Genomic DNA, 26,109 nt, shown 5'->3' with positions numbered 1-26,109 from the left:
GCTGCCCCGCCACGAAGGAGCCTCGATGTCCCTCTCCCCGTACTGGTTGCGCGACAACTGCCCGTGCGCCGAGTGCCGCGACCCCCGCACCGGCCAGAAGCTGTTCCAGATCACCGACCTGCCCGCGGACTTGGCGATCACCGAACAGGCCGAAGCCGACGGACAGCTCACCGTGACCTGGTCGGACGGCCACCGCTCCCGGTACGCCACCGAGTGGTTCGAGCAGACCGCGGCGGGTGACGGGCGGACGGAGAGCGGCAAACGCCGCTGGACGGCCGCAGACTTCGCGCGGGGGCTGCCCGAGGCCGACTGGTCGGCCTACCTGGCGGACCCGGCCGAGCGGGTGGCGGTGCTGGGGGCCGTGCGGCGGTCCGGATTCGCCGTGTTGCGCGGGGTGCCGGCCGTCGAGGGGCAGGTACTGGCGGTGGCCCGGAGCTTCGGGTTCGTCCGGGAGACCAACTACGGCGAGCTGTTCGACGTGCGGGTGGAGCCGCAGCCCAACAACCTGGCCTTCACCAGCGTGGCCATCGCCCCGCACACCGACAACCCCTACCGCGACCCGGTGCCCACCCTCCAACTGCTGCACTGCCTGCGCAACGAGGCCGAGGGCGGCGACTCCGGCCTGGTGGACGGCTTCCAGGCAGCGGCGCTGCTGCGCGAGGAAGCCCCCGCGGACTTCGCGGTGCTCACCCGGACGCCGGTGCCGTTCGAGTTCCGGGACCGGGAGGCGGAGCTGCGGGCCGAGGTGCCGCTGATCGGGGTGGACGGGCTGGGGCGGATCCGCGAGGTGCGGTTCAACAACCGCTCGATCGGCACCCTGCGCGGGCTCGGCGCCGCCGAGTTGGACGCCTTCTACGCCGCGTACCGGCGGTTCGCCGAGATCACCCTGCGGCCCGAGCTGCGGCTGGAGTTCCGCCTCGCGCCGGGCGACTGCCTGATCTTCGACAACGTCCGGCTGCTGCACGCCCGCACCGCCTTCGAGCGGGACGGCGGACGGCACCTCCAGGGCTGCTACGCCGACCTCGACTCGCTCACCAGCACGCTCGCCGTGCTGGAACGCCGACTCGACGTACTCGACACGCTGGCCGAGCTGTTCGCCGGCGAGGGCGCCGGGGAGTACCTCGGCGAGGAGGTCACCATGGCCCAGCACATGCTCCAGGCCGGGGCGTTGGCCGAGGCGGCCGGGGCGCCCGACCACCTGGTGGCCGCCTCCCTCCTGCACGACGTGGGCCACTTCGGCGGCAGCGGGCTGGAGTTGATGCGCGGCGCCGACAACCGCCACAGCCACACCGGCGCCGACTGGCTGGCCCACCACTTCGGCCCCGAGGTCACCGAGCCGATCCGCCTGCACGTGGCCGCCAAACGCTACCTCTGCGCGGTCGAGCCCACGTACCGGGCAAGCCTCTCCGAGGCCTCCGAGTACACCCTCCAGGTCCAGGGCGGCCCGATGAGCCCGGCCGAGGCGGCGGAGTTCGCGGCGCTGCCGGGCGCAGCGGACGCCGTCACCGTGCGGCGTTGGGACGATCTGGCGAAGGACGCGGCAGCGCCCACGCCGGCCTTCGAACACTTCCGGCCGCTGCTCGGACGACTGCTCGGCCTCGACGGCCTGGACGGTCTGGACGGCTGACGGCATCCACCTCGAGGCAGGTCATGGCGAACATCCGGTAACGATGCCCCGAGCTCTGGGCGGCTGCGCGGCCGGCGTCGCCAGACTTGGAGGCATGGACGAAACGGTGGTGGCGGACGACGGTGTCCGACTGTGGGTGGAAGAGGCCGGCCATGGCGATCCGGTCGTCTTCTGCCATGGCGGCCCTGGCCTCTGGGACACCCTCGACGACGTGGCCGGGCTGCTCGTCGACGAGTTCGCCGTGTATCGCTGGGACCAGCGGGGAGCCGGGCGGTCGCAGCGATGCGGCCCCTATTCCGTCCAGCGGTCGTCGGCGGACCTGGATGCCGTCCGGTCGCACTTCGGCCTGGCCCGGGCAGCCCTGCTGGGCCACTCCTGGGGGGCTCAGCTGGCGCTGGAGTACGCGATCAGGTTCCCGGAGCGGGTGAGCAGCCTCGTCTACGTCTCCGGTACCGGTATCGACCCGAGGGCGACCTGGCGCGACGAGCACGGGCGAAGGATCCGGGAACGGCTGGGCGATCGACTCGCCAGGTGGGCGGAGCTCAACGACGGAGAACGGACCGAGGACGAGGACCGCGAGCTCTGCGTACTGCAGTGGTCGACGGACTTCGCGAGGGGCGACCGGGCACTGGCACACGCCGAGCGCATGGCCACCCCTGGTTCGGAGTCAACTTCGAGTGCAATGCGGCCATCAACGCGGAGACCCGAGCGTGGGATGCTCCGGAGCTGCGCGCGAGGTGCGAGGCTCTGCAGGTCCCGGTCCTCATCGTCGACGGTGCGGAGGACCCTCGGCCGCGCAGTTCGGTGGACTCGTTGGAACAGGCGCTACCCGAGGTGTCCCGGGTGACCTTGGCCGAAGGCGGTCACCTGCCGTGGGTGGAGGATCCGGGTGGCTTCCGCAAGGCGGTCAGCAGCTTTCTGGCTGCTGACCGCTGATACCGGGTCCCACTGCCTTGGGCCGCCAGTCGGCGGCCCAGGCGTCGAGTTGGGCGAGGCGTTCGTGGAGGGTCCGGCCCTGTGGTGTGAGTTGGTAGCCGTCGCCGTGGTTCTGGACGAGGTCGGCCTCGCCGAGTTCGCGGAGTCTGGTCGAGAGAACGCTCGACGAGACGCCGTCGCACCGCTGTTGGAGCTGCCGGAAGGTCGGGGTGGCGTCGCCCCGCAGCTCCCACAGGACGCGCAACGTCCAGCGGCGGCCCAGGAGATCGAGGAGCGCCATGATCGGCCGCCCCGTGTCCGAACCTCGAACAGGTCTACCGGGGAGGGGAGTTGCTGACATCGTCCACCAGTTCTCGTTCAGCACTTCGCGTTCAGCACTCGCTGTTCAGCACTCACCATTCGGGGCTTCCCGTTCGACGCTTGCCGTTCAGCGCCACTCGTCAAGCGCTCGCCCGGCGGTGCTTCTCTTTCCGAAGCGCCGAGGCTAGCATGACCCCATGCCTCTGAATTCGAAGCAGCCGCGGATCGAGCCCCTCACCCCGCCGTACGAGGAGGCCGCCGAGGCGGCTCTCGCGCGGCTCGGGCACACGCCGATCCAGCTGTTCCGGGTGTGGGCGCGGCGGCCCGAGCTCGTTCAGGGCATCGCGGGCTGGGGCGGGCACTACTTCTCCCGGCGTTCCGCTCTCACCCTCCGGCAAAGGGAGTTGGTCATCGACCGGACGACCGCGCTGTGCGGGGCCGACTACGAGTGGGGCGTCCATGTCGCCGCCTTCGCCGAGCGTGCGGGGTTCGACGCCGAGCAGCTGGCCTCACTCGCGACCGGCGGGCCCGCCGACGACTGCTGGGACGCGGCCGACCGCGCCGTGATCGCAGCGGTGGACGAACTCCGGGCGACCGCCGACCTCTCCGACGCGGCCTGGGCGGCGCTGGTCTCCGCCACCGGCGAGGACGCCGCGGTCGAACTGCTGCTGGTCTGCGGCTGGTACCACGCCGTCTCGTTCACCGTCAGAGCGCTCCGCCTGCCCCTGGAGCCGGGCACCGAGCCGATCGCCGCACACACGGCAGCCTGACGCCCGACTGCCTGACGCCCGACTGCCTGGCACCCGACCGCCTGGCGCGAGGCACCCCACCCCGAGGCCCCTTCAGTCGCCCTCTCGCGTGTGGCGGGAAAGGGCCGAGGAGGCAAGGGAGTTGTGGATGCTGAAGGCCACCGTGCCCGGCAGGTAGCGGTCCTGGGACCACTCGACGGGGATGCCGGTGGGGTCGGTGGTGCGCCGCTTCTCGCGCAGCAGCGGGCTGCCCCGGCGGCAGCCGAGCAGGCGGGCGTCGTCGGCGTTGGCGGCGACCACGTCGATGGTGTGGTCGGCGTCGGTGAAGAGGATGCCGTGCTCGCGCAGGGGCTCGGTGTGGGAGACCACGTCCGGGGGGAGTTGGGCGACCAACTCGCCCACCCAGGACGGGTAGACGGTGCGCTCGACCATCACGGGGGTGCCGGAGAGGGTGCGCAGGCGCAGCGTCACGTACACCTCGCTGCCCGGCTCCAGGCGGAGCTGTTCGCGTTCGGCGGCGTCGGCCGGGCGGCGGACCAGGGATTCGAGCCGGCCGCCGGGCTCCTCGCCCATCGAGCGGGCCCAGTGGGTGAAGGAGAGGAGTTCGGAGAAGCTCTGCACCCGGGCGGTGCCGAGCACGACCCGCCGGGTGCCCCGGCGGGAGGTCACCAGGCCGTCGGCGCGGAGCACGGCGAGCGCCTGGCGGACGGTGCCGCGGGAGACGCCGTACTGCTCGGCGATGGCGCCCTCGGCCGGCAGTCTCCCGGCCTCGCCGTACGCGCCCGAGGTGATCGCCTCGCGGAGGTCGGCGGCCACCTTGCGGTAGAGCGTGCCGACGGAGCGGTCCGGGTCTACAGCCACGTCAGTCATTGTCCCTCCTGGGCGGGGTGCTGCGGGTCCGCCACCTGTTGGTGCAGGGACCGGGCGCTACCGACTGTAGCTGCTGGCGATCACCCCACAGGGGCCCCGACTTCACCGTTCCCGTAGCCGACCCCTGGTCTGGGCCGTCCGTTCACCTTCCCGTCACCGAACTCCGGCGTACTTACCCCCGTCAGCGAAGTTGCACAGCCAACTTGGCCTGAACTCGTCGACACTCCTTCACCTTGCGACTTCCTCTTGCCGCCCAAGCCCTTCCCGCGGCACCCCCGATCAGGAGACACCCCCGTGACCGTGCACCGTGCCCGTGCTGCCGCCTTCGCGGCCGTGCTGACCGCCGCCGCGCTCTCCCTCACCGCCTGCGGCTCCGCGGGTTCGTCCACCGCTGCCTCCGGTGACAGTGCCAAGGGCGGCAAGGACCCCAAGGTCGCCACCGCCGTCGCCGACTTCGGTGGCATGGACGCCCTGGTCGCCGCCGCGAAGAAGGAGGGGAAGCTCCACACCATCACCCTCCCCCGCGACTGGGCCAACTACGGCAAGATCATGGACGGCTTCACCGCCAAGTACGGCATCCAGATCGAGAACGAGAACCCGGACGGCTCCAGCCAGGACGAGATCAACGCGATCACCTCCCGCAAGGACCAGGACCGCGCCCCGGACGTCGTCGACCTCGGCTCCGCCTTCGCGCTGAGCGCCGCCTCGCAGGGCCTGCTCGCCAACTACAAGGTCGCCGGCTTCGACAAGATCCCGGACACCATGAAGGACCCGAACGGCGCCCGCTACAACGACTACGGCGGCTACATGTCGATCGGCTGCGACGCCAAGAAGGTGTCGGTCTGCCCGAAGACCTTCGCGGACCTGCTGAAGCCCGACTACAAGGGCATGGTCGGCCTGAACGGCAACCCGACCAAGGCCGGTGCCGCCTTCGGCGCCGTCTACGCGGCCGCGCTGGCCAACGGCGGTTCGCTGGACAACATCCAGCCCGGCATCGACTTCTTCGGCAAGCTGAAGAAGGCCGGCAACTTCAACCCGGTCGAGACCACCAAGGCGACCATCGAGAAGGGCGAGACCCCGATCTCGGTCGACTGGTCCTACCTGAACGCCGGTTACACCGACCTGTTCAAGCCGAAGGGCATCGACTGGCAGGTGTCGATCCCCTCGGACGGCTCCTACGCCCAGTACTACAACCAGGCCATCAACAAGTGGGCGCCGCACCCGGCCGCCGCCCGCCTGTGGGAGGAGTACCTCTACTCCGCCGAGGGCCAGAACCTCTTCCTGGGCGGCTACGCCACCCCGGCCCTGTTCGACTCGATGAAGGCCGCCGGCACCCTCGACGCCACCGCCGTCGCCAAGCTGCCGACCATCGAGAAGCCCTTCACCACCTTCCCGACCCAGGCGCAGACGGACACGGCCAAGAAGGCCGTGACCGAGGGCTGGGCCAAGGCGATCGCGGGCTGACCTCGACCATGAACACGGCTCCCACCCCGGTGCCGTCCTCCGCCTCCGCCGCCGATCAGATCGGCGGCGGGGCGGGGGCCCCGCGCACCGCAGCACCCACCCCCCGCGCCACCCCGGCCAAGCGCCGCGGCTGGCGTCCCAAGGGCGGCGCCTGGCTCGCCACCCTCCCCCTCCTGGTCTTCTTCGCGATCGCCTTCGGCCTGCCGGCCGTCGCGATCGCCATCGGCGCGTTCACGCTCTCGCCGGACGCGCCCTCGGGCGCGGGCAGCTTCACCACCGCCAACCTGACGGCCTCCGTCCAGGGCGCCTACTGGACGGCCCTGCTCGGCTCGATCAAGCTCTCGGCGCTCACCGCGCTGATCGGCACGGTCGTCGGCCTCCCGCTGGCCCAGGCCGTGGTGACCTCGCGCTTCCGGCTGTTCCGCGAGGCCGTGCTCTCCGCCTCCGGCGTGCTCGCCAACTTCGGCGGCGTGCCGCTGGCCTTCGCCTTCGTCGCCACCCTCGGCAACGCCGGTGAGCTCACCAAGAGCTTCGACCTCACCGCGCACGGCTGGACGCTGTACAGCTTCAACGGCCTCTCGGTCGTCTACCTGTACTTCCTGGTCCCGCTGATGCTGCTCACCATCACCCCGGCCCTGGAGGGCCTGCGGGTGCAGTGGCGCGAGGCCGCGGCCAACAACGGCGCCACCACCTGGCAGTACTGGCGGCACGTCGCGCTGCCGATCCTGCTGCCCTCGCTGCTCGGCGGCTACGTGATGCTGTTCGGCTCCGCGTTCGCCGCGTACGCGACCGCCGCCGCGATGGTCGGCGCCTCGGTGCCGCTCATCCCGCTGCACATCGCCGACGCGCTCTCCGGCAACGTGCTGGTCGGCCAGGGCAACGTGGCCCTCGCCCTCAGCCTCGACATGATCGTGGTGGCCGCCATCGTGATGGCGGTCTACCTGCCCCTCCAGCGCAGGAGTGCCAAGTGGCTGGCCTGACCTCTCGGATCCGCTTCGGACGCGGCACCGTCCTGCTGCTCGCCGGGCTGTACTTCCTCGTCCCGATGGCCTGTTCGGTCATCTTCAGCGTGGACGACAACAGCGGCTTCTCGCTCAAGGCCTACACCGGCCTGATCACCGCGCCGGGCTTCCTGGACGCGCTGACCTTCACGCTGGAGCTGGCCGTCGTCACCATCCTGGTGGTGCTGGCGCTGCTGGTGCCCGCGCTGATCGCGGTGCGCCTCGGCTCGCCCCGGCTGCGCACGGTGATCGAGGTGGTCTGCTCGCTGCCGCTGGTCGTCCCGGTCATCGCGCTCACCGCCGGCATCATCGGCGTGCTCCGCTGGGGCCCGGACTACCTGAAGTCCACCCCGTTCTTCCAGACCATCGTCGCGATCCAGAACCCCAGCTTCCCCGTCGTGCTGGTGCTCGCCTACGTGCTGATGTCGCTGCCGCTCGCCTACCGGGCGCTGGACGCCGGGCTGCGCGTGGTCGACGTGCGCACCCTGGTCGAGGCCGCCCGCAACTGCGGCGCCGGCTGGCCGCGCGCCGTCTTCACCGTCGTCCTGCCCAACCTGCGGCAGTCGTTGCTGAACGCCACCTTCCTCACCCTCGCCCTGGTGCTCGGTGAGTTCACCACCGGCTCGATCCTCGGCTACCAGCCCTTCTCGGTCTGGATCTACGAGGCCGGCAAGAGTGACGGCCAGATGTCCGTGGCCGTCTCGGTGCTCAGCCTGCTGCTCGCCTGGGTGCTGCTGCTCGCCCTCTCGGCCGCCGGCCGTGACCGGCGAGGCCGCAAGCCCGCCCGCCCCTGATCTTCAGTACTGTCTCGGAGAACCCCCATGACCACGGTTACCGCCCCCGTGACCGGAGTGCCGCTGGCCCCCGGAAGCGCGACCGTCGAATTCCGTTCGCTGCGCCGCCAGTTCGGTGCCACCACCGCCCTCGACGGGCTGGACCTGACCGTCCACCCCGGTGAGCTGCTGGCCCTGCTCGGGCCCTCCGGCTGTGGCAAGACCACCGCGCTGCGCATCCTGGCCGGCTTCGAGAAGCACGACTCGGGCCAGGTGCTCATCGACGGCAAGGACATCACGGGGGTGCCCGCGCACCGTCGGGACGCCGGGATGGTCTTCCAGTCCTACAGCCTCTTCCCGCACCTGAGCGCCGCCGAGAACGTGGCCTTCGGCCTCAAGATGCGCGGCACCGGCAAGGCCGACCGCCTCAAGCGGGCCAAGGAGCTCCTGGAGCTGGTCGGCCTGCCGCAGCACGCCGACCGCTACCCGCACCAGATGTCCGGCGGCCAGCAGCAGCGCATCGCGCTGGCCCGCGCGCTGGCCCTCCAGCCCCGGGTGCTGCTCCTGGACGAGCCGCTGTCGGCCCTGGACGCCAAGGTGCGGCTCAACCTCCGGGACGAGATCCGCCGCCTGCAGCAGGAGTTGGGCATCACCACCCTGTTCGTCACGCACGACCAGGAGGAGGCCCTCTCGATGGCCGACCGGGTCGCCGTGCTGCGGGCCGGACGCCTGGAGCAGTGCGCCACGCCGCAGGAGCTCTACGCCCGCCCGGCCACCGCGTTCGTCGCGGAGTTCGTCGGCACCATGAGCCGGATCCCCTGCGAGCGGGCCGGCGCCGAGGTGGCCGTGCTCGGCCGCCGCTTCGCGGTGGACGGCGAGATCCCGGCGGACGGCTCCCTGGAGGTCCTGGTCCGCCCCGAGAACGTCGGCCTCACCCCCGACCCGCAGGGCCCCGCCCTGGTGATCGGCGCCTCCTTCCTCGGCAGCGTCACCCGGATCACCGTCCGTCTCCCCGACGGCACCGAGGTCAAGTCCGACCTGCCGACCGAGGCCGCAGCCTCCCTGCCGGTCGGCTCCACGGCCGCCCTGTCCCTGCCGGACCGGCCGGTCCTCGTCGACCGCAAGGCCTGACGCTCCCACCAGCGCTCGTACAAGCGCTTACGCATCCGCCTCCGGCGGCGCCGCAGGCGCTTCGCCGTCGCCCCGCGGGGTGCCCGCCGGAGGCGCCGCCGGAGGCAGCTGCGTCCTACCACCGCCCCGCAACGAAAACCTAAGGTACCGCCATGCCTGACTACCCTTCCGCCGTTCTGTTTGACATGGACGGGACGCTCGTCGACACCGAACACCTCTGGGTCGAGACCGCCACCGAGCTGGCCACCGAACTGGGCCTCACCCTCGGCGACGCGGACCTCCCCGAGATCCTCGGCCAGGCCGTCGAGCACACCGCCGCCCACTTCTACCGGATCAGCCACCAGGCCCGCACCGAGGCCGAGTTGGCCACGCAGCTGAACGACTCCTTCACCGCCAAGGTGGCCGCCGAGATCGTGCCCCGCCCGGGCGCCCTCGACCTGCTCCGGGAGCTGCGCGCGGCCGCCGTCCCCGCCGCCCTGGTCTCCGCCTCGCCGCGCCAGGTGGTCGACCTGGTGCTGGACAGCCTGGGCCGCGAGTGGTTCGCGCTGACGCTGGCCGCCGAGGACACCGAGGTCACCAAGCCGGACCCGGCCCCCTACCTGGCCGCCGCCCACCGCCTCGGCTTCGAGCCGGCCCGCTGCGTGGCCGTCGAGGACACCCCGACCGGGGTGGCCTCCGCCCACGCGGCCGGCTGCGCCGTGCTGGCCGTGCCCTCCTCGGTGCCGATCGCCCCGGCCGAGCGGATCACCCTGCTGGAGAGCCTGACCCAGGCCGACCTGGCCTTCCTCTCCACCCTCACCGCCCCAGCCACCGCCTGATGGCCGCGCTGCTGCTCGCCCTGGCGATCATCAGCGAGGTCTGCGCGACCAGCTGCCTCAAACTGACCGAGGGCTTCACCAGGCTGTACCCGAGCCTGGCCGTCGGAGTGGGCTACGCGCTCTCCTTCTTCCTGCTCGGCAAGGCCCTGAAGCACATCCCGGTCTCGGTGGCCTACGCCGTCTGGTCCGGCGCGGGCACCGCCGCCGTGGCCGGGATCGGCGTGGTCGCCTTCGGCGAACACCTGGGCCGGGCCCAGTGGTTGGGCATCGCGCTGATCATCGTCGGCGTGGTGGTGCTCAACCTGCGCGGCAGCCACTGAGGCACACCGGCCGAGACGCACCGAGTGGCCTCGCGCCTCCCGACGCCCCGTCATCTCCCGTTCATGCGAAGTCCGCCGCTCCCAGCGTGAATTGGGTCAGTTGTACAGTCAACTCGACCCAGCCGCACCGGCATCGGAGCGGCGGACAGGACATCTGTGGCGACCGGCAACTCCCTCGTGCTCAGTACGCCGACCAGCCCGACCGAGGGTGACAAGCTCACCTTCCACTGGACCACCGTAGACGCCGACCCGAAGAACTGGGTCGGCGTCTACGACGGCACCCGCCTCCCGGGCACCGGCTCCAGCCTGGTCTGGAAGTACACCCCGGCGACCTCCGGCGACGTGCAGCTCGACACCTCGGCGCTCACCGGCGGGCCGTACACCGCGTACCTGTGCGCCAAGGACGGCTACGGCGTCCTCGCCCAGTCCGCCCCGTTCGGCTTCCAGCCCAAGCCCGTGGCCGCCCGCCCGCACGCCGCCGTGGACGCGCTGACCGCCACCCGGGTGGCCCCGGGCGGGGTCGTCAGCGTGAAGCTGGCCGGGCTCTGGCAGCACGGCACCGGCACCCCGGGCTACCGCCGCACCGGCGGCGACTCCTGGCTCACCGTCACCGCCGACGGCACCGTCACCGGCACCGCCCCGTCCGCCGCGCCCGCCCACCCCGCGATCGTCACGGTGGAGATCAAGGACCCCTCCGGCGTCACCGACACCGTCACCGTCCAGGTGCCCGTGCTCGACCCCGCCGCGCCGCTGCGCCTGAAGACCGCCAGCTGGAACCTCTGGGACGCCGGCACCCACAGCACCGACGGCTTCGAGAAGCAGCTGCGGGTGATCCTCACCCAGGGCCTGGACGTGCTCGCCCTCCAGGAGACGGCCGGCACCGCCGCCCAGGCGCTGGCCACCGCGCTCGGCTGGTACGCCTACCAGAGCCCCGGCAGCCTCGGCATCCTCAGCCGCTATCCGCTGGGCTCCGTGACGGCCGTGACCGGTTCGCTGCCGGCGGCGGCGGCCACCCTGCAGCTGCCCGGCTCCCGCAGTGTCCGCTTCTGGGCGGCGGGGCTGGACGAGTCGAACTACGGCCCGTACGCGATCCAGGACGGTCAGAGCGCCGCCCAGGTGCAGACCGCCGAGGGCAGCTCCACCCGGGGCCGGCAGGCCGCCGCGCTGGCGGACGCCGTCCAGGCCGACGCCGCGAAGGGCCCCGTGATCCTGGCCGCCGCGCTCTCCTCGCCCTCCCACCTGGACTGGACCGCCACGAGCGGCCACCCCACCCTTGCCTGGCCGGTCACCGTGGCGCTGCAGAACGCCGGCCTGACCGACGCCTACCGCGCGGCCCACCCGGACCCGGTGGCCTCCCCCGGCGCCACCTGGTCGCCCACCCGCAAGGTGCGCGGCGGCAACGCCGAGCCGCAGGACCGGATCGACCAGGTCCAGTACGCGGGCCCGCTCACCCTGGTCGAGGCGCACACCCTGGCCACCGGCTGGCCGCAGGCCGACCCGGCCACGGCCGCCAACGAGTGGCCCTCCGACACCGCCGCCGCCGTGGCCACCTTCGCGCTCTGACGCGCCCTTTCGAAACCTCCCCCGACGCCCCCTCTGACCCTGAAGGGCCAGCACCCATGACCAAGTTCAGCCGCCGCACCTTCGTCGGTGCCACCGCCGCGGCCGGGGCCGCCGCCGTGGTCGGCCTGCCGTCCACCGCCGCCGAGGCCGCCACCGGCGCCACCGGCGCCACCGGCACGGTCGCGGACGTCAAGCACGTCGTCGTCCTGATGCAGGAGAACCGCAGCTTCGACCACTACTTCGGCACCCTCAACGGGGTCCGCGGCTTCGGCGACAAGCAGGCCCTGCAGTACCCGAACGGCGGCAACGTCTTCCGCCAGCCCGACGCCGGGCGCAGCGACGGCGGCGTGATGCTGCCGTACCGGATGGACACCACCAAGTACAACGCGCAGAACGCGGCCGGTCTGGCGCACGACTGGGCCACCAGCCACCAGGCGATCAACAACGGCGCGATGGACAAGTGGGTGGCCGCCAAGGGCGAGCGCGCGATGGGGTACTTCACCCGCGCCGACATCCCCTACCAGTACGCGCTGGCCGACGCGTTCACGCTCTGCGACGCGTACTTCTGCTCGCTGGCGGGCCCGACCGACCCGAACCGGCTCTACCTGTGGACCGGCACCGCGGGCCCCGGCCGGGACGGCACCACCGGCCCGTGGATCGACAACACCCCGGTCACCGAGAACCCGGTGGCCGACTGGACCACCTACGCCGAGCGCCTGCAGGCCGCGGGGGTCAGCTGGCGGGTGTACCACAACCCGAGCACCGACGAGCGGACCGGCGACTACGACGACAACGCGCTCTCGTACTTCAAGCAGTTCCACAACTTCCCCACCACGGACCCGCGTTACGTCAACGCGATGACCAAGTTCGACCCGGCGGCCTTCGACGCCGACTGCAAGGCGGGCACCCTGCCGACCGTCTCCTGGCTGGTCGCGCCGTACCTGTTCTGCGAACACCCCAACGCCAGCCCGGATTACGGCGCGCACTGGGTGGACCAGGCCCTGCGGTCGCTGATGTCCAACCCGGCGGTGTGGCAGCACACCGTCTTCCTGGTGATGTACGACGAGAACGACGGCTACTTCGACCACATGGTGCCGCCCACCCCCGAGGCGGGCACCCCCGAGGAGTTCACCCAGGGCCGGGCGATCGGCCTGGGCAACCGGGTGCCGCTCTGGGCCATCTCGCCCTGGTCGCGCGGGGGTTACGTCAACTCCCAGGTGTTCGACCACACGTCGGTGCTGCGCTTCCTGGAGGTGGTCACCGGGGTGCAGGAGCCGAACATCTCGGCCTGGCGCCGGAGCGTCTGCGGCGACCTGACCAGCTGCTTCGACTTCACCGCGCCCGACTACTCGATCCCCGCCCTGCCGGACACCACCGCCCTGATGGCCAAGGCCGACGCGGGCGCCTCGCTGCCCGCGGTGGTGCTGCCCGCCACCGGCGCCCAGGCGATGCCCGCCCAGGAGCCCGGCACCCGCCCGCACCGCCCGCTCCCCTACCGCCCGGGCGCCGAGGCCACCGTCGACCGCGGCACCGGCGCCGTCACCTGCACCATGACGAACTCCGGTACGGCGGGCTTCCCTTACACGGTCTACCCGAACATCGCCCAGCCGTTCACCGGCACCCCGTACACCGTCGCGCCCGGCGCCACCAAGACCTACACCTGGAACGCCGCGGCCACCGACGGCCGTTACGACTTCACCGTGCACGGCCCCGACGGCTTCGTGCGCCGCTTCGCCGGCACCGTCACCCGGGCCGACCAGACCGACGTCGCCGTCCCGGACGTCTCGGCCCGACTCGGCGCCGCCGGCGTCACGTTCACTCTCGCCAACGCGGGCGGCACCGAGTGCTCCTTCACCGCCGTCCCGAACGACTTCGGCGGCGCCGCGCAGACCGCCTGGGTCGCCCCGGGCCAGTCCACCACCCTGAACTGGCCCACCGTGAGCGGCGGTTACGACGTGACGATCACCGCGGGCACCGGCACCCGCTTCGTACGGAGGTACGCGGGCATCCTGCACTGATCGGTGAACCCAGGGGCGCGGGGAACGGCGCGGCCAACACCCCACCCAAGTAGAGCTGTTGATCCCAAGCACCCCCCCGCGCCCCGCCCGGGTTCCCTACGAGACAGCGGCCTCCACCAGGGACAGCGTCCGAAGATCCGCGTCCAGCTCGGCCCGCACCCCCACCGGCAACGGCAGGTTCGGCGCATTGTGCCCGAAGTCCACCTGGCCGAGCACCGGGATGTCCCGCTCCCCCAGCACGTCGAGCACCACCTCGCGCAGGCCGGCCTCCCCGTAGGGCGTCACCTCATTCGGGATGCCGACCACCAGCCCGGCGATCCGGTCCAGCACGCCGGACAGCCGCAGGGCCTGCAGGTCGCCCCAGACCCGCTCGACCGGCCGGCGCACCTCCTCCCAGAACAGCACCGCGCCGTCGAACCGTTCGGCGGGCAGGGCGAACGGGGTGGACTGCAGCAGGACCAGGCGGCTCAACAGGCCGCCCAGCAGGGGCCCTTGCGCACGGCCGGGCCGCCAGGTCTCCCAACTGCCGTGCGCCGGCAGGAGGCCCGGTGCCTCGGCCTTGGTGAGCACCCGGGTGTAGAGGTCGAGGAGTTCGCCGCGACGGGCCTCGTCGCCCAGCGTGTACCAGTCGCCGCCGAACCCGTGGGTGGCCAGGTCGGCGTGGAAGCCGACCAGGCCGGTCCTGGCGTGCAGGGCCAGGTTGAGCAGCGAGATGTCGCTGTAGCCGAGGATCGGCTTCGGGTCGGCCCGGACGGCGTCCAGGTCGACCAGGTCGAGGTAGCCGATGGTCGTGTGCCCGCCGGTGTGCGCGACGACGGCCCGCACCTGCGGATCCCGGAGCAGGCCGTTGAGTTCGGCGGCCTGCTCGGCCGGGGTGCCCGAGGCCCACCAGCGCCTGCGCGCCGGGTCGACCATCGGGCTGACCCGCACCCGGAAGCCCATCCGTTCCAGCATCGCCACACCCCGGGCGAGCATCGGCTCCTCACCCGGTTCGAGCTGGCCCGAGGGCGCGGTGACGACCACGAGGTCGCCGGGGCGCAGCGCGCGGGGTCGGAGGATCGCAGGCATGGGAGCTCCTTCGTCGGTCAACGGCGGTCGACCCCCATCTCACCGCACCACCCGCGCCCGCAGGTAGTTCCGCCGGCCGAAATGCGGTTCGTCCACCGCCGTGAGCTCCTCCACCTGGAAGCGGTAGAGCGCCGCCGCTCCGCCCCCCGCCAGGAACTGCTCCCGCACCTCGGGGTCCCGTGCGAACGCCGGGTACCGCCGCTGGTAGGCGGCGAAGGCCGCTTCCGCCTGGTGCCCCCAGGCCTCGCCGGCCAGGCCGGTGAGCTGCACGCCCCGCAGTTGCTCGCCGAAGACCGGCGGCGGCAGGAAGACGGTGGCCGCCGCCCGGGCCTCCTCGGCCAGGTGCAGGCTGTGCCGGGTCGAGCGCTCGCTCACGAAGTAGAGCACCAGGTCCTCGTCGTGGGCGAAGAAGGCCAGGTTCGCGTGCGGCCCGCGCTCGGGCCCGGCGGTGGCGAGGGTCAGCACCATGCTCTCCGCCAGGATGCCCTCCACCCCCTTGGCGAACTCCTCGGCGGGCCAGTCCCCTTGGATGATGTCGAGCCGGTAGGACATCGCGAATCCCCTCCACAGCCGTACCGAGAAACAGCGGAGCCGGGTGGGACGTACCCACCCGGCTCACATGCTCTCCCCACGCGGCACCCCGCACAAGGGAGTCGTCAGCGACCGGCCACCCCGAAGGCCGGCGCGGGCCCGGTGCCGAGGAAGGGCCCGAGCGGGCCGCCCCGCAGGCGGTCGACCAACGGCGCGGCGCGGCCCGCGAGCAGCGCCAGCGGGAGGCCGACCAGGACGCCGACCAGCGCGCCGACGGCCACGTCGTGCGGGTAGTGCACGCCGACCCAGACCCGGGAGGCGGCCATCAGCGCCGCCGCCAGGTAGGCGTACCAGCCGATCCGCCGGTACGCGAAGACCAGTGCGGTGGCCGCCGCGAAGGCGATCACCGAGTGGTTGCTCGGGAAGGACCAGTCACCGGCGCCCGGGCAGGCCTCCAGCGTGTTGCGCACGTTCAGCTGCTGGCAGGGCCGGTTCTCCTCGACCAGCCCCTTGAGCACCGAGTTGGCCGCGTAGGCGACCACCACGATCACGGGCGAGGCCAGCACCCGGGCCATCACCACCGAATCGGCCGACCGCGCCCGCCACCAGGCGTAGAGCATGAAGAGGGCGAACAGCCCGAGCCCGATCGCGGACCAGACCTTGATCAGCTGGTCCAGCCAGCTCGGCGCGCCGTCGGCCCAGCCGAGCACGCGGGTGTAGAGGCCGCCGTCGATGCCGCTGCCGTCGTAGGCGATGAAGTTCATCGGGCGGCACCGCCCTGGCCACGGGTGCCCTGACGACGGGCCTTGAACAGTTCGAGAACAATGGGGATCACGGAGACAACTACTACCAGACCGATGATGGGTAGCAGATAACGGTCGATACTGGGCACGGTCGAGCCGAGCCCGTAGCCCGCGAGCACCACGCCGACCGTCCAGACCAGCCCGCCCAGCACCTGCCAGAGCGCGAAGGTGCGGGCCGGCACGCCGAGCACCCCGCAGAGCGGGTTGAGCACCGTGCGCACCACCGGGATGAACCGGGCCAGCACGATCGCCTTCCCGTGCCCGTACTTGGCCAGCAGCTCCTCGGCCCGCGCGGCCCCTTCGTGCAGGCTGCGCCGGTGGCTGCGGGCCAGCAGCGTCCGGCCGCCCCGGCGGCCGATCAGGTAGCCGACCTGGGCGCCGAGCAGCGCCCCGACCACGGCGGCGGGCAGCACCTGGGCCAGGTGCAGCTGCGGCCCGCTGGTCGCGCCGGGCACGCAGAGCAGGCCGGCGGTGAAGAGCAGCGAGTCGCCGGGCAGGAAGAAGCCGACCAGCAGGCCGGTCTCGGCGAACAGCACGAGGGCGACGCCGAGGGCGCCGAAGGCGGCGAGCAGCGACGAGGCGTCGAGCACATTCACCGCGAGTTGGGCGGACGACTGGACCAAGGCTGGCGGACCTCCCGTACTTTTGGAGGTGGCCATGACCCGGCCACCTCGACCGTCTACAGTGATGTAGACGGTCTACGTGACTGTAGACGAAAACGGGAGGAAGCGTCGACATGCGGGAAACGCCCACGCCGGAGCCGATGCCCGAGGCCGTTTCCGGAGACGGCTCGGGCGCCGACACCGGCGCCCTGGCGGAGCCGGTCCGCCGACACGCCGGTGAGCTCGAGTCGCAGGTGCTCGCCACCCTCTGGGCCGCCGCCACCCCGCTCACCCCGCAGGACGTGCAGTCCGCCCTCGGCGGCGGCCTGGCCCGCACCACCGTCGCCACGATCCTGGCCCGCCTGCACGACAAGGCCCAGGTCGAGCGGCACAAGGCCGGCCGGGGCTTCGCCTACACCGCCACCGTCGAGGACGAGGCCGGCCTCTCGGCCCGCCGCATGCACACCGAGCTCGGCCGCAACCACGACCGCTCCACCGTCCTGGCCCGCTTCGTCTCCGACCTCTCCTCCGACGACGAGCGCCTGCTCCGCACCCTCCTCGGCGAGTCCTGATGCCGGCCCGGCCCCAGGTGACCACCCCCGCTTCCGGAGGCGCCCGGTGACCTTCAGCCTGCTCGTGCCCCTGCTGCTGCCCTTCCTCGCCGCGCCGCTCGCCCGACGCCTGGCCGAGCAGCTGGCCCCCCGCACCGCGGCCCTCCTCCTCGCGGCCACCGCCACCACCCTCGCGGCGGCGAGCACCACCGTGCTGGCCCTGGCCGTCGGCGGCGGGCTGCTCCGGCTGCCGCTCGTGCTGGCCCTCGGCCACCTCTCCCCGCACTGGCTGCCGGACACCCCGCTCCGGGCGGCCGCCGCCGGACTCGCACTGACCGCCACGGCCGCGCTGGCCGTCCGCACGGCCCGCCACCAGCTCGCCGACCTGCGCCGCGCCCGCAGCAGCGTGGGCCACGCCCCCGCCGACCTCGGCCTCACCGTCCTCCAGGACGACCGCGCCGACGCCTTCGCCCTCCCCGGCGGGCCCCGGCACCCGGGCCGGGTGGTGGTCACCACCGGCATGCTACGCGCCCTCGACGGGCCCGAACGCGCCGCCCTGCTCGCCCACGAACGCGCCCACCTGGCCGGCCGCCACCACCTCTTCCTGGCCGCCGCCGAGTACGCGGCGGCCCTGCACCCGGCCCTCCGGCAGCTCCGCGCCCCGCTCGGCTACCACCTGGAACGCTGGGCCGACGAGAACGCCGCGCGCACCACCGGCGACCGCGCCACCACCGCCCGCGCGGTCGGCCGCGCGGCCCTGGCCGCCGCCCGCGCCCCGCGCCCGGACCGCCCCCGCCTGGCCCCCGCCGCCCACACCGGCCCGGTCCCCCGCCGAGTGGCCGCCCTGCTCGCCCCGGCACCTCGCCCCCGCCCCTCCCGGGGCCGCACCACCGCCACCCTGGCCCTGGCCGCCTGCCTCGCCCTCACCACCGCCGCCACCCTGGACGCCACCACCGACCTCCACCACACCGTCGAGGCCGCCCAGTCCTCCGCCACCCACTGACTCCTCGGTGATCCTCACCACCAAAGGTCTCTCCGCATACGATCCACTTGGACATCACCGACCCGGGCGGGCGAGAATTCCACACCATGCCCCTCTCCCGCTTCGGCCACCACACACACCGGGTGCACCCGTACAGCCCCGTGATCGCCATCGTCCTGCTGAGCCTGCTCGCCCTGGGAGCCCTCTGCTACGGCCTGCTGCTGCGCACCGACTCGGACGGCTTCCGCACCCGCCGCGCCGACCTCGCGGCGGCCGAGATCGCCCGCGACACCCTTCACGGCACCCGCACCTCGGTGCCCACCCGACTCTTCGCCCACCACGGCCGAGGCTTCGGCACCGCCCTGATCGCCGCCGGGCTCGCCCTCGCCGCCCTGGCCACCTACACCGGCCTCACCGCCTGACCGACCGGCCGCACCGTTCACACCGTTCGCACACCCTCCACCGGAACTCCGCCGCCTCCCCACCCACCGGCGACGTAACCTCCGGCCACATGAGCATCGACATCGAAGCGGTCCGCACCGCCGACGAGGAACTGGTCGCGGCCTTCGCCCGCCTCCTCCCGCAGCTGTCCCGCACGGCCACCCCACTCGACCGGGAGGCACTCGCCCGCCTGCTGGCCTGCGACTCCAACACCCTGCTGACCGCGCGACTCGACGGCACCGTCGTCGGCGCACTGACCTTGGTGCTCTCGCCCCTGCCCTCCGGCCTGCGCGCCCGCGTCGAGGATGTCGTCGTCGACACCGCCGCCCGCGGCCACGGCATCGGCGCCGCCCTCCTCGACCAGGCCCTCAAGCTGGCCCGCGCCGCCGGCGCCCGCACCGTCGACCTGACCTCCCACCCCACCCGCCAAGCCGCCAACCGCCTCTACGAACGGGCCGGCTTCCAGCCCCGCGAGTCCACGGTCCACCGCGTCACCCTCGACGGCTGACCCGGGCCGGACCCGCCGCCCCGGCCCCACCCACCGGCCGGTCAGGCCGGTCAGGCCGGGTGGTGGTCAGCGACGGCGTTGAGCTCGATGCCGTGTTCGAGCAGGGCCTTCATCGCGCAGAGCGCCGTGGAGAAGCCACCGACGGTGTCGTTCACCCAGCGCAGCGCGTCCTCCCCCGGCCCCTGGAAGCCGCTCTCGGTGACCTCGACGAAGGTGGCCTCGGCAGAAGTGTCATCAGCCGCACGTGGGGTGAAGGCCAACTCGACCGTGGTCGGCTGGTCGTAGTTGCCCCACTCGAACCGGATCAGCCGCCCTTCCCGCACCTCCTTCACCCTGACCTCGACCGAGACCGCGTACGTCTCCCACTCCCAGCGCAGTTCGGCCCCGGCCGTCATGGGCCCGCTGCTGCCGCTGTACCAGAAGCGCGTGGTGACGGCCGGATCGGCGAACGCCCGGAACGCCTCCTCGGCCGGCCGACGGACGAGCATGCAGGCGTACGCGGTGGGCGCCTGGGTGGATCGCGAGTTCTCCATGCGCCCGATCATGCGCCAGGACCTGACGGTCGGTCGGGAAGGCGTGGCTGCAACTCCAACCCCCTACCGGCCGGCCGCCCCGACGGCACCGCTGTGGGCGTCCCGACCCTGGCACTCTCCCCTTGACCCTCCTGCTCCGCCACCCGTCGGCCACTCCGCTGGCAGTCGTCCGTGCCCCCTCACCGACCAGCCCCACCCGCTCGCCTGGAGGTCCGGTCCAGGTACGCGACCAACCGGGTCTCGCTCCGCTCCAGCCGCTCGCGTTCCCCGGCCGGGAGGTCGGCCAGAGCGTCGACCAGCACCTGCTCGCGCGGCACGTGGACCAGCGCGCTGACGTACACCCGGCAGTCGGGGCACCAGGCGAACCCGATGCACCGCTCGAACTGCCGCGACCCCATCGGGTGGAAGCGGTACTGGTACGCCCGCACGCCTGCCCCGCAGGTCGCGCAGCTGCGCGCCCCACCCTCGCCCACCATCACCCCCAGCTCGGCGACCTTCTGCCAGCCCCGGCCCGGCCGGCCCTGACCCGGCGCCACCGACCCGTTCACGACCGGCGGCCGGCGGGGCCCCGGGCGGCCATGGTGAGGATGCGGTCGAGCACCAGCTCCGGACGGTCGGGCGGGAGCGCGTGGCCCGCGCCGGGGACCAGCTCCACGGTCACCGCCGGGACCAGCCGGGCCAGGCGGGCCGCGACGGCCGGGGCGTCGTGGAGGGCGCTGCGTGCGCCGAGCAGGACGAGGGTGGGGGTGCGCAGGGTGGCGAGCTGCTCGTCGGTGAGGGTGGTGGCCATCGGGAGGGCGCGGCGGTAACCCATCGAGGCCCGCATCAGCCGCATCAACTCCCCCTCCAGGATCGCGCTGTTGCCGACCAACCGGGCCAGCCCGGGCCGCAGGGCCTGCGGCGCCAGCGCGGCCAACCCGCCGCCGATCAGCCAGGCGTAGAACCGGAACCCGATCGGGCCGAGGCCGGCCGGGTCGACCAGGGTCAGCGAGGCCACCCGGGGGCCGGGGTGGCGCAGCTGGTGGTGGAGGGCGAGCCAGCCGCCGTACGAGCACCCGACCAGGTGAGCCCCCGTCACTTCCAGCGCGCCGAGCAGCTCCTCCAGCCAACCAGCCCCGGCCAGGCCGTCCGCGATCGGGGCGCGCTGCACGCTCGCGCCGGGCTCGCCCAGGGTGTCGACGGCGATCACCTCGTGCCGCCGGGCCAGCCGGTCGACGTACCGGTGCCACATCAGGGCGTTGCCACCCGACCCGGGCAGCAGCACGATCGGGCCGCCGACCGCCTCAGCCGCCTCTCCCTCTTCCGCCGTCGGACCGACCCGGTAGACCCGGGTGGTGCCGTGGCTGGTCGGCAGGTCGACCGCCGTCCGGGGGCCGGGCCACAGCTCGGCCAACGCCCGCTGGTAGGCGGCGCCGTAGCGCTCGGCGGACCGCCGGTCCTTGAACTCGCCCACTCCCTCACCCGCTCGCATTCGCATGATACAGGTGTACCACAGCATGATACGGGTGTACCACGAGCGAGCGGAGGAAGATCATGTCGGCCCAGGTGGACCACGAGGAACGCAGGCGGCAGATCACCGAGGCCCTGCTGCGCATCGCCGACACCCAGGGGCTCCAAGCGGCCAGCATGCGGGCGGTGGCCGCCGAGGCCGGGGTCTCGCTGCGGCTGGTGCAGTACTACTTCACGACCAAGGAGGGGCTGCTGCTCGACGCGCTGACCCGGCTCCGCACCCAGCTCCAGGCCCGGATGGAGCGGTGGGTCCGCGAGGCCGGCACCCCGCCGACCCCGCGCGGCACCGTCACCGCGATCCTGTCGAGCATCCTGCCGACCGACCCGGAGAGCCGCCGGATCACCCGGACGTACGCCGCGTACTACACCCTCGTCCTGAACGACCCGGCTGCCGTCGGCGAGCGGGCCGCAGCCGAGCCCGACCTGCTCGAAGGCTTCCTCGCCAAGCAGCTCCAGGCCGCCCAGGAGGCCGGCCTACTCCGCCCGCGCCGCGACCCGGCCCGGACGGCGGCCGGCCTGCTGGCCATGGTCAACGGCCTCGGCTCCAGCGTGCTGGCCGGCCAGCGCACCGGCGAGGACGTCCAGGCGATCCTCGACGATCACCTGGACGACCTTTTCGACCGGACCTGAAACGCCCTCGGCGGATCCCGGAGGATCCCCGAAGGGGCGTCAACCGGTGAGCCATCAGCTAGCAGGTCGTCACCCTGCCTTCCGGACCTCCACCCCGTCAGCCGCGGATCATCGCCAACAGCTCGGCGTGCGTCTCGGCGTCCGCCGCCGCCAGCAGCCCCCGCCCCGCCGGGCCGAGCGGGGCGCCGTCGATGCCGGTGACCACGCAGCCGGCGGCCCGGCAGAGCGCGATGCCCGCCGCGAAGTGCACGCTGCCGCGCAGGTCGCCGCCGTCGGTGACGTACGCCGCCCGGCGGCCCGCCGCGACCCAGGCCACGGCCAGCGTGCTGGAGACCACCCGGGGGCGGTAGCCCGCGACGAAGCCGGGGTGGGCCAGCAGGTCGACGCCGCGGAAGCCCGGTGCGCTCGGGAGCGGCTGGTCGAGGTTCACGTCCACCAGCCGGGTGGCCGAGGTCGGGGTCAACGGGCCGTTCTCGTCCCAGGCCGACACCCCGTCGGTCCGGAAGACCTCCCCGCCGAACGGGTCGGCCACCGCCGCAGCGCTGACCTCGCCGGCCGCACCGCCGCCGAGCGCGACGTTGACCGCCACCACCAGGTTGCCCACGGCGTAGTTGAGGGTGCCGCAGAGCGGGTCCACCAGCCACTGCCGGGCCGCCCCCTCTGCGCCCTGGCTGCCACCCTCCTCGCCGAGCACCCCGTCCTGCGGTCGCGCCGCCCGCAGCAGGTCGAGGATCACCTGCTCCGCCGCCACGTCGGCGGCCGTGGCGAAGTCACCACCGCCCTTGTCGATCCGCTCGAGCCGCTGCCCGAACATCGACCGCACCACCTCGGCCCCGGCCCGCGCCGCCGCCTCCGCGACCCCCGCATCGTCCAGCCCGGCCAGATCCGACCCGCCCGGCTCGACGCCGTCCGCTCCCACCCGTGAATCAATCATGGTCCGAACGATAGGCGCGAGCCCCGCCCCGGGGTCACGGACCACCGCCAAGAGGACCGGAGGGGCCGACCCCGGTCACCACCCCCGGCCCCCCGGACAGCCTCCCGGACACCGGCCCCCGACACCGGCCCCGGGCAGGAGGATTGACGACGGGTGGACAATGACGGCCATGATCGACGAACTGACAGCCCGGGCGGGCCTCCCGCCGGACGCCACCCTCGCCGAGGTCATCGAGGCGGTGCGGTCGATGCCGTACGGGCGGCCGGCCGAGCGCAGCGCGCGCGGGGCGCTCGCCGAGTGGCGCGGGACCTGTTCGTCCAAGCACGCACTGCTGGCCGCCGCCCTCGCCGAGCGCTGGCCGGAGACCGAACCACAGCTGGTGCACCGGGTCTACCGCTGCACGCCGGCCGGGGCCGAGCGGGCCTTCGGCCCGGCGGCCGCCGCGGCCGTGCCCGCAGCCGGCCTGTGGGACGTGCACCGGTACCTGACCATCCGCCACGGGGGCGAGCGGGTGGTCATCGACGTCACCTTCCCCACCGGCCCGAGCTGGGACGGCGCCGGTTCGATGCCGATCGCCTGCGCGGACGGCACCGACCACCCGGCCGGGTCGGATCCGGACACCGACAAGCGCGCCCTGGAGGCGGCCCACTGCGACCCGGCCGTCCGCGAACCCTTCATCGCCGCCCTCGCCACCCCGCCGGCCACCCCACCAGTCACCCCACCGATCGCCCCGCCGGACAGTGCTCCGACCAGCACTCCAGCCCCATCGATCAACTCTTTCACCATCTGAACCAAACTTGTCGAGACCCCGTCAAATTTGGTACGGATGAGCTGCCGCGCCGCACGAGCGCCGCACCCCTAGCAGCGGAGCTCCGGGCGGTATGAAAGATTTCGCAACTCCGTCATCCCACCCGCCCTCCGCCGTACCCTGTCACCGGACGACGGGGTCCGGACCGACGACTCGACGGGGAGACGGATTGCAGCAGAGCCCTCGGGCGGCGAGCCGGTCCACCGTAGGCAGACCCACCGTCGGCACCGCCGACGCGGGCACCTCCGCCGCCGTCCACGAGAGCGCCGTCACCGGCGGGGAGACCGGCCCGGGCGCCATCCGGCCGGTCATCGGCGACTCCTGGGACCGGCTGCGCCGGCTCGGGCTCGACCCCGAGCGGGGGCGGAACGCGCAGCGGCTGAGCACCGCCGAGGTCGAGCACCGCCGTCAGGCCACCCAGCTCGCCGAGGTGCTGCCCGTACTGCGGGCCACCCTGCTGGCCCCCAGCAGCAGCACCCCGCTGATCCTGGCCATCGCCGACGCCGAGGGCCACGTGCTCTGGCACGAGGGCGAGCGCGGACTGCGCCGCACCGCCGAGAACATCGGCTTCGACAGTGGCGCCCGCTGGGTCGAGGACGAGGTGGGCACCAACGGGATCGGCACCACCCTGCGCACCGGGCGGCCCATGCAGGTGCACTCCACCGAGCACTACCTGCGCAGCCACCACGGCTGGACCTGCGTGGCCTCCCCCGTGCACGACCCCCGCACCGGACGGCTCGCGGGCGTGGTCAACCTCAGCGGCCCGGCCCGGACGATGGCCCCGTACCTGCTCCAACTGGCCGTCACGGCCGCCCGCCTCGCCGAGGCCGAACTGCGGGCCCGCCAGCTGGAGGGCCTGCACCAACTCCGCACGGTGGCAGCCCCGTTGCTCGCCCGGCTCGGCGAACCGGCCTTGGTGGTGGACCAGGCCGGCTGGACGGCCGCCACCGTCGGACTGCCACCGGTGCCCCGGCTCCGGCTGCCCGCCCAGGGCTGGGGCGCGACCGCCGTGCACTGGCTGCCCTCGCTGGGCGAGTGCGTGGTCGAACCGATCGCCGACGGCTGGCTGATCCGCCCCCGGACCGGTTCGGCGGGCGAGGCGGTCGAACAGACCGCCGGAGCCCGGATCCGGCTCGACCTGAGCGCCCCGGACCGCCCCGAACTGCACGTCTCCGGTTCGGTCGGGAGCTGGTCACACACCCTCAGCCCGCGCCACGCCGAGCTGCTCCTGCTGCTCGCGCTGCACCGTGAGGGCCGAAGTGCGGCCCAGCTCGCCGAGGCGCTGTTCGGCGACCCGGGCCGCACCGTGACCATCCGCGCCGAGGTCTCCCGGCTGCGGCGCTATCTGGGTGGTCTGCTCGACCACCGTCCCTACCGGCTGACCCGTTCCGCCGAGGTCACCGTGTCCGGGCCCGCCGACCCGTACGACCTGCTGCCCGGCGCGGTCAGCCCCTGGGTCCGCGAGCTGCGCGCCGCACTGCTGGCCGGCACCCACCGGTTGCCCACCGCCGCCGGCCCCGCCGCGGCCACCGCGCCGGCGGTCGGCGTCCCCGGCATCCCGGCGCAGTCGCTCGGCCCCGAACCGATCACCGGAACTCCGCTGGGCCTGCCGCTGAGCAGCGCGCTCAGCATCCCGACCGCCTGCCGCTGAGCCGGCCGGGGCCGTCCTGCCGTCAGTCCTGCAGCAAGGCGGCCAACTGCGCGTCGGTGGGCAGCGCCGCTTCCTCCTCCGCCTCGGTGACGCAGCGGTAGGTGCGGTCCAGCCAGGCCTTGACCCGGGGTTTGGAGACCTCCAGCAGGGCGCTGCCGTACGGGGATTCGAGCGCCAGGTGCAGGGTCGAACCGTGGCAGGGGCAGTACGCGGGCCAGAGCTTCACGTCCCCCTGCCCGCTCAACCCGCGCAGGCCGTCCCGGAGCAGCTCCCGGGAGAACACCCAGTCCGCCTCGTCCGCGCGCCCCAGATGGAAGGTGAGCAACACCTCGTAGGGGCGCTCGGGGTCGTACCGGAACCGGGTCCGCACCTCCCCGACCAGATCCTGGTCCAGCGCGATCCGCAGGGTCATGACCTCCTCCACCGGGGCCGGGGCGGCGGCGGAGCGACCCGCCTCGCCGCCCGTGGGGGTGGCGGCGGATGGCGGGGGCGAGGCGGCTGACAGCGGGTCGCGCGGCATGACAGTCTCTCCGAGGCGGCTGGGGTCAGGGGCCAGAGTGCTGGACGCGGCGCCGCCCGGCAAAGGTTGCAGGGGGTTGCAACCCCGCACCCTGCCAACCGCCCGGCCGGCGACCTGGCAGATCGTCAACTCGCCGACAGGCAGGCCCACTCGGGTGGCGAAGCGCACCGCGGCACACTGTCGGAAGAATGGCACACCGCTGGTAATCTCGTGACACCGTAGAAGCATCGGCCCGTCGTACCAACGGCGGGCCGCAGTGATACCACCGAACCTCGCAGGCCCCCCGCAGGTCCCTCACCGGCTCTCCACCGAAATGGCGTCCGGAGGCGCTCGCGCGGCCCGGACGAGTGGCACAGACTCGCCACCGACGGAACGCCCCGACGGGCGCCCCCGGGTACCGGTCGGAACGGGCAGCACGGCACGGCGGCGGGACGCGTACGGCACGAGCAGCAGGACGAACGAGCAACA

At 73.2% G+C, this 26,109-nt stretch carries 29 protein-coding genes; 18 read left to right on the top strand and 11 right to left on the bottom strand.

Annotated features, from left to right (window positions below):
* The first annotated feature begins 25 nt into the window (after positions 1–25).
* Both CFP65_RS27885 and CFP65_RS27880 read left to right on the top strand, forming a co-directional pair.
* Entirely contained in the window at positions 26–1,627 is a 1,602-nt protein-coding gene (locus CFP65_RS27885) for a TauD/TfdA family dioxygenase (RefSeq protein WP_104818764.1), read from the top strand.
* A 94-nt stretch (positions 1,628–1,721) separates the two neighbouring features.
* Complete coding sequence (locus CFP65_RS27880; RefSeq protein ID WP_254552606.1) at positions 1,722–2,474, top strand: alpha/beta hydrolase; 753 nt, start codon at positions 1,722–1,724, stop codon at positions 2,472–2,474.
* Between the two features lie 60 nt (positions 2,475–2,534).
* On the opposite strand, the gene CFP65_RS27875 is transcribed toward CFP65_RS27880, so the two are convergent.
* Entirely contained in the window at positions 2,535–2,843 is a 309-nt protein-coding gene (locus CFP65_RS27875) for a helix-turn-helix domain-containing protein (protein WP_104818763.1), read from the bottom strand.
* A 217-nt stretch (positions 2,844–3,060) separates the two neighbouring features.
* On the opposite strand from CFP65_RS27875, the gene CFP65_RS27870 reads away from it, so the two are divergent.
* The gene (locus tag CFP65_RS27870; protein WP_104818762.1) at positions 3,061–3,633 is read left to right on the top strand and encodes a carboxymuconolactone decarboxylase family protein; all 573 of its coding nucleotides are present in this window, start codon (positions 3,061–3,063) and stop codon (positions 3,631–3,633) included.
* Positions 3,634–3,705: 72 nt separating this feature from the next.
* On the opposite strand, the gene CFP65_RS27865 is transcribed toward CFP65_RS27870, so the two are convergent.
* On the bottom strand, positions 3,706–4,482 hold the full coding sequence (locus tag CFP65_RS27865; protein ID WP_168219634.1) for a GntR family transcriptional regulator: 777 nt from the start codon (positions 4,480–4,482) through the stop codon (positions 3,706–3,708).
* A 294-nt stretch (positions 4,483–4,776) separates the two neighbouring features.
* Here CFP65_RS27865 and CFP65_RS27860 point away from each other — a divergent pair, with 294 nt between their 5' ends.
* From CFP65_RS27860 to CFP65_RS27825, 8 genes are all read left to right on the top strand, one after another.
* A complete protein-coding gene (locus CFP65_RS27860; protein ID WP_104818761.1) occupies positions 4,777–5,946 on the top strand; it encodes an ABC transporter substrate-binding protein in 1,170 nt (389 codons plus the stop codon).
* An 8-nt stretch (positions 5,947–5,954) separates the two neighbouring features.
* Positions 5,955–6,926 (top strand): ABC transporter permease subunit, encoded by a 972-nt coding sequence (locus CFP65_RS27855; RefSeq protein ID WP_104818760.1) that lies wholly within the window; start codon positions 5,955–5,957, stop codon positions 6,924–6,926.
* Positions 6,914–7,741: an ABC transporter permease gene (locus CFP65_RS27850; RefSeq protein WP_371682474.1), complete on the top strand. Its 828-nt coding sequence runs from the start codon at positions 6,914–6,916 to the stop codon at positions 7,739–7,741. The genes CFP65_RS27855 and CFP65_RS27850 overlap by 13 nt, the downstream gene beginning before the upstream one ends.
* Before the next feature lie 27 nt (positions 7,742–7,768).
* Complete coding sequence (locus CFP65_RS27845) at positions 7,769–8,851, top strand: ABC transporter ATP-binding protein (protein ID WP_104818759.1); 1,083 nt, start codon at positions 7,769–7,771, stop codon at positions 8,849–8,851.
* A 152-nt stretch (positions 8,852–9,003) separates the two neighbouring features.
* The gene (locus CFP65_RS27840) at positions 9,004–9,669 is read left to right on the top strand and encodes an HAD family phosphatase (protein ID WP_104818758.1); all 666 of its coding nucleotides are present in this window, start codon (positions 9,004–9,006) and stop codon (positions 9,667–9,669) included.
* The gene (locus CFP65_RS27835; RefSeq protein WP_104818757.1) at positions 9,669–9,989 is read left to right on the top strand and encodes a multidrug efflux SMR transporter; all 321 of its coding nucleotides are present in this window, start codon (positions 9,669–9,671) and stop codon (positions 9,987–9,989) included. The genes CFP65_RS27840 and CFP65_RS27835 overlap by 1 nt, the downstream gene beginning before the upstream one ends.
* A gap of 156 nt (positions 9,990–10,145) precedes the next feature.
* Positions 10,146–11,552 carry an endonuclease/exonuclease/phosphatase family protein gene (locus tag CFP65_RS27830; protein WP_104818756.1) on the top strand — a complete coding sequence of 469 codons (1,407 nt, stop codon included), beginning with the start codon at positions 10,146–10,148 and terminating at the stop codon, positions 11,550–11,552.
* 56 nt (positions 11,553–11,608) lie between these two features.
* A complete protein-coding gene (locus tag CFP65_RS27825) occupies positions 11,609–13,570 on the top strand; it encodes a phosphocholine-specific phospholipase C (protein ID WP_104818755.1) in 1,962 nt (653 codons plus the stop codon).
* A gap of 96 nt (positions 13,571–13,666) precedes the next feature.
* Here the strand turns inward: CFP65_RS27825 and CFP65_RS27820 are convergent, their stop codons facing one another.
* The 4 genes from CFP65_RS27820 to CFP65_RS27805 form a co-directional block, all read right to left on the bottom strand.
* On the bottom strand, positions 13,667–14,638 hold the full coding sequence (locus tag CFP65_RS27820) for an LD-carboxypeptidase (RefSeq protein WP_104818754.1): 972 nt from the start codon (positions 14,636–14,638) through the stop codon (positions 13,667–13,669).
* Between the two features lie 39 nt (positions 14,639–14,677).
* The gene (locus CFP65_RS27815; RefSeq protein WP_104818753.1) at positions 14,678–15,190 is read right to left on the bottom strand and encodes a pyridoxamine 5'-phosphate oxidase family protein; all 513 of its coding nucleotides are present in this window, start codon (positions 15,188–15,190) and stop codon (positions 14,678–14,680) included.
* 104 nt (positions 15,191–15,294) lie between these two features.
* On the bottom strand, positions 15,295–15,933 hold the full coding sequence (locus tag CFP65_RS27810; protein WP_104818752.1) for a phosphatase PAP2 family protein: 639 nt from the start codon (positions 15,931–15,933) through the stop codon (positions 15,295–15,297).
* The gene (locus CFP65_RS27805) at positions 15,930–16,631 is read right to left on the bottom strand and encodes a DedA family protein (RefSeq protein ID WP_104818751.1); all 702 of its coding nucleotides are present in this window, start codon (positions 16,629–16,631) and stop codon (positions 15,930–15,932) included. The genes CFP65_RS27810 and CFP65_RS27805 overlap by 4 nt, the downstream gene beginning before the upstream one ends.
* A 77-nt stretch (positions 16,632–16,708) precedes the next feature.
* Between CFP65_RS27805 and CFP65_RS27800 the strand changes: the two genes are divergently transcribed.
* From CFP65_RS27800 to CFP65_RS27785, 4 genes are all read left to right on the top strand, one after another.
* Positions 16,709–17,146 carry a BlaI/MecI/CopY family transcriptional regulator gene (locus tag CFP65_RS27800; protein ID WP_371682473.1) on the top strand — a complete coding sequence of 146 codons (438 nt, stop codon included), beginning with the start codon at positions 16,709–16,711 and terminating at the stop codon, positions 17,144–17,146.
* 46 nt (positions 17,147–17,192) lie between these two features.
* Positions 17,193–18,128 carry a M48 family metalloprotease gene (locus tag CFP65_RS27795; protein ID WP_104818750.1) on the top strand — a complete coding sequence of 312 codons (936 nt, stop codon included), beginning with the start codon at positions 17,193–17,195 and terminating at the stop codon, positions 18,126–18,128.
* Positions 18,129–18,214: 86 nt separating this feature from the next.
* On the top strand, positions 18,215–18,529 hold the full coding sequence (locus tag CFP65_RS27790) for a hypothetical protein (RefSeq protein ID WP_158702380.1): 315 nt from the start codon (positions 18,215–18,217) through the stop codon (positions 18,527–18,529).
* 89 nt (positions 18,530–18,618) lie between these two features.
* Positions 18,619–19,056, top strand: coding sequence for a GNAT family N-acetyltransferase (locus CFP65_RS27785; RefSeq protein ID WP_104818748.1), 438 nt, complete (start codon positions 18,619–18,621; stop codon positions 19,054–19,056).
* 50 nt (positions 19,057–19,106) lie between these two features.
* Here CFP65_RS27785 and CFP65_RS27780 read toward each other — a convergent pair whose 3' ends face one another.
* The 3 genes from CFP65_RS27780 to CFP65_RS27770 form a co-directional block, all read right to left on the bottom strand.
* A complete protein-coding gene (locus tag CFP65_RS27780; RefSeq protein ID WP_104818747.1) occupies positions 19,107–19,589 on the bottom strand; it encodes an SRPBCC family protein in 483 nt (160 codons plus the stop codon).
* Between the two features lie 179 nt (positions 19,590–19,768).
* Positions 19,769–20,125 carry a hypothetical protein gene (locus tag CFP65_RS27775; RefSeq protein WP_104818746.1) on the bottom strand — a complete coding sequence of 119 codons (357 nt, stop codon included), beginning with the start codon at positions 20,123–20,125 and terminating at the stop codon, positions 19,769–19,771.
* 8 nt (positions 20,126–20,133) lie between these two features.
* Positions 20,134–21,066 (bottom strand): alpha/beta fold hydrolase, encoded by a 933-nt coding sequence (locus CFP65_RS27770; protein WP_104821175.1) that lies wholly within the window; start codon positions 21,064–21,066, stop codon positions 20,134–20,136.
* 56 nt (positions 21,067–21,122) lie between these two features.
* Here CFP65_RS27770 and CFP65_RS27765 point away from each other — a divergent pair, with 56 nt between their 5' ends.
* Entirely contained in the window at positions 21,123–21,728 is a 606-nt protein-coding gene (locus CFP65_RS27765; RefSeq protein ID WP_104818745.1) for a TetR/AcrR family transcriptional regulator, read from the top strand.
* A gap of 97 nt (positions 21,729–21,825) precedes the next feature.
* Here CFP65_RS27765 and CFP65_RS27760 read toward each other — a convergent pair whose 3' ends face one another.
* On the bottom strand, positions 21,826–22,662 hold the full coding sequence (locus tag CFP65_RS27760) for an inositol monophosphatase family protein (protein WP_104818744.1): 837 nt from the start codon (positions 22,660–22,662) through the stop codon (positions 21,826–21,828).
* A gap of 169 nt (positions 22,663–22,831) precedes the next feature.
* Between CFP65_RS27760 and CFP65_RS27755 the strand changes: the two genes are divergently transcribed.
* Together CFP65_RS27755 and CFP65_RS27750 are read left to right on the top strand one after the other, a co-directional pair.
* Complete coding sequence (locus tag CFP65_RS27755; protein WP_158702379.1) at positions 22,832–23,452, top strand: hypothetical protein; 621 nt, start codon at positions 22,832–22,834, stop codon at positions 23,450–23,452.
* Between the two features lie 187 nt (positions 23,453–23,639).
* Entirely contained in the window at positions 23,640–25,121 is a 1,482-nt protein-coding gene (locus CFP65_RS27750; protein WP_254552604.1) for a GAF domain-containing protein, read from the top strand.
* 22 nt (positions 25,122–25,143) lie between these two features.
* On the opposite strand, the gene CFP65_RS27745 is transcribed toward CFP65_RS27750, so the two are convergent.
* Positions 25,144–25,641: an SsgA family sporulation/cell division regulator gene (locus CFP65_RS27745; RefSeq protein WP_158702378.1), complete on the bottom strand. Its 498-nt coding sequence runs from the start codon at positions 25,639–25,641 to the stop codon at positions 25,144–25,146.
* Positions 25,642–26,109: the final 468 nt, after the last annotated feature.

Source organism: Kitasatospora sp. MMS16-BH015 (assembly GCF_002943525.1).
Classification (GTDB): domain Bacteria; phylum Actinomycetota; class Actinomycetes; order Streptomycetales; family Streptomycetaceae; genus Kitasatospora.
The sequence above is the reverse complement of the archived record's forward strand: the minus strand, read 5'-3'. Positions and strand labels throughout refer to the sequence as shown.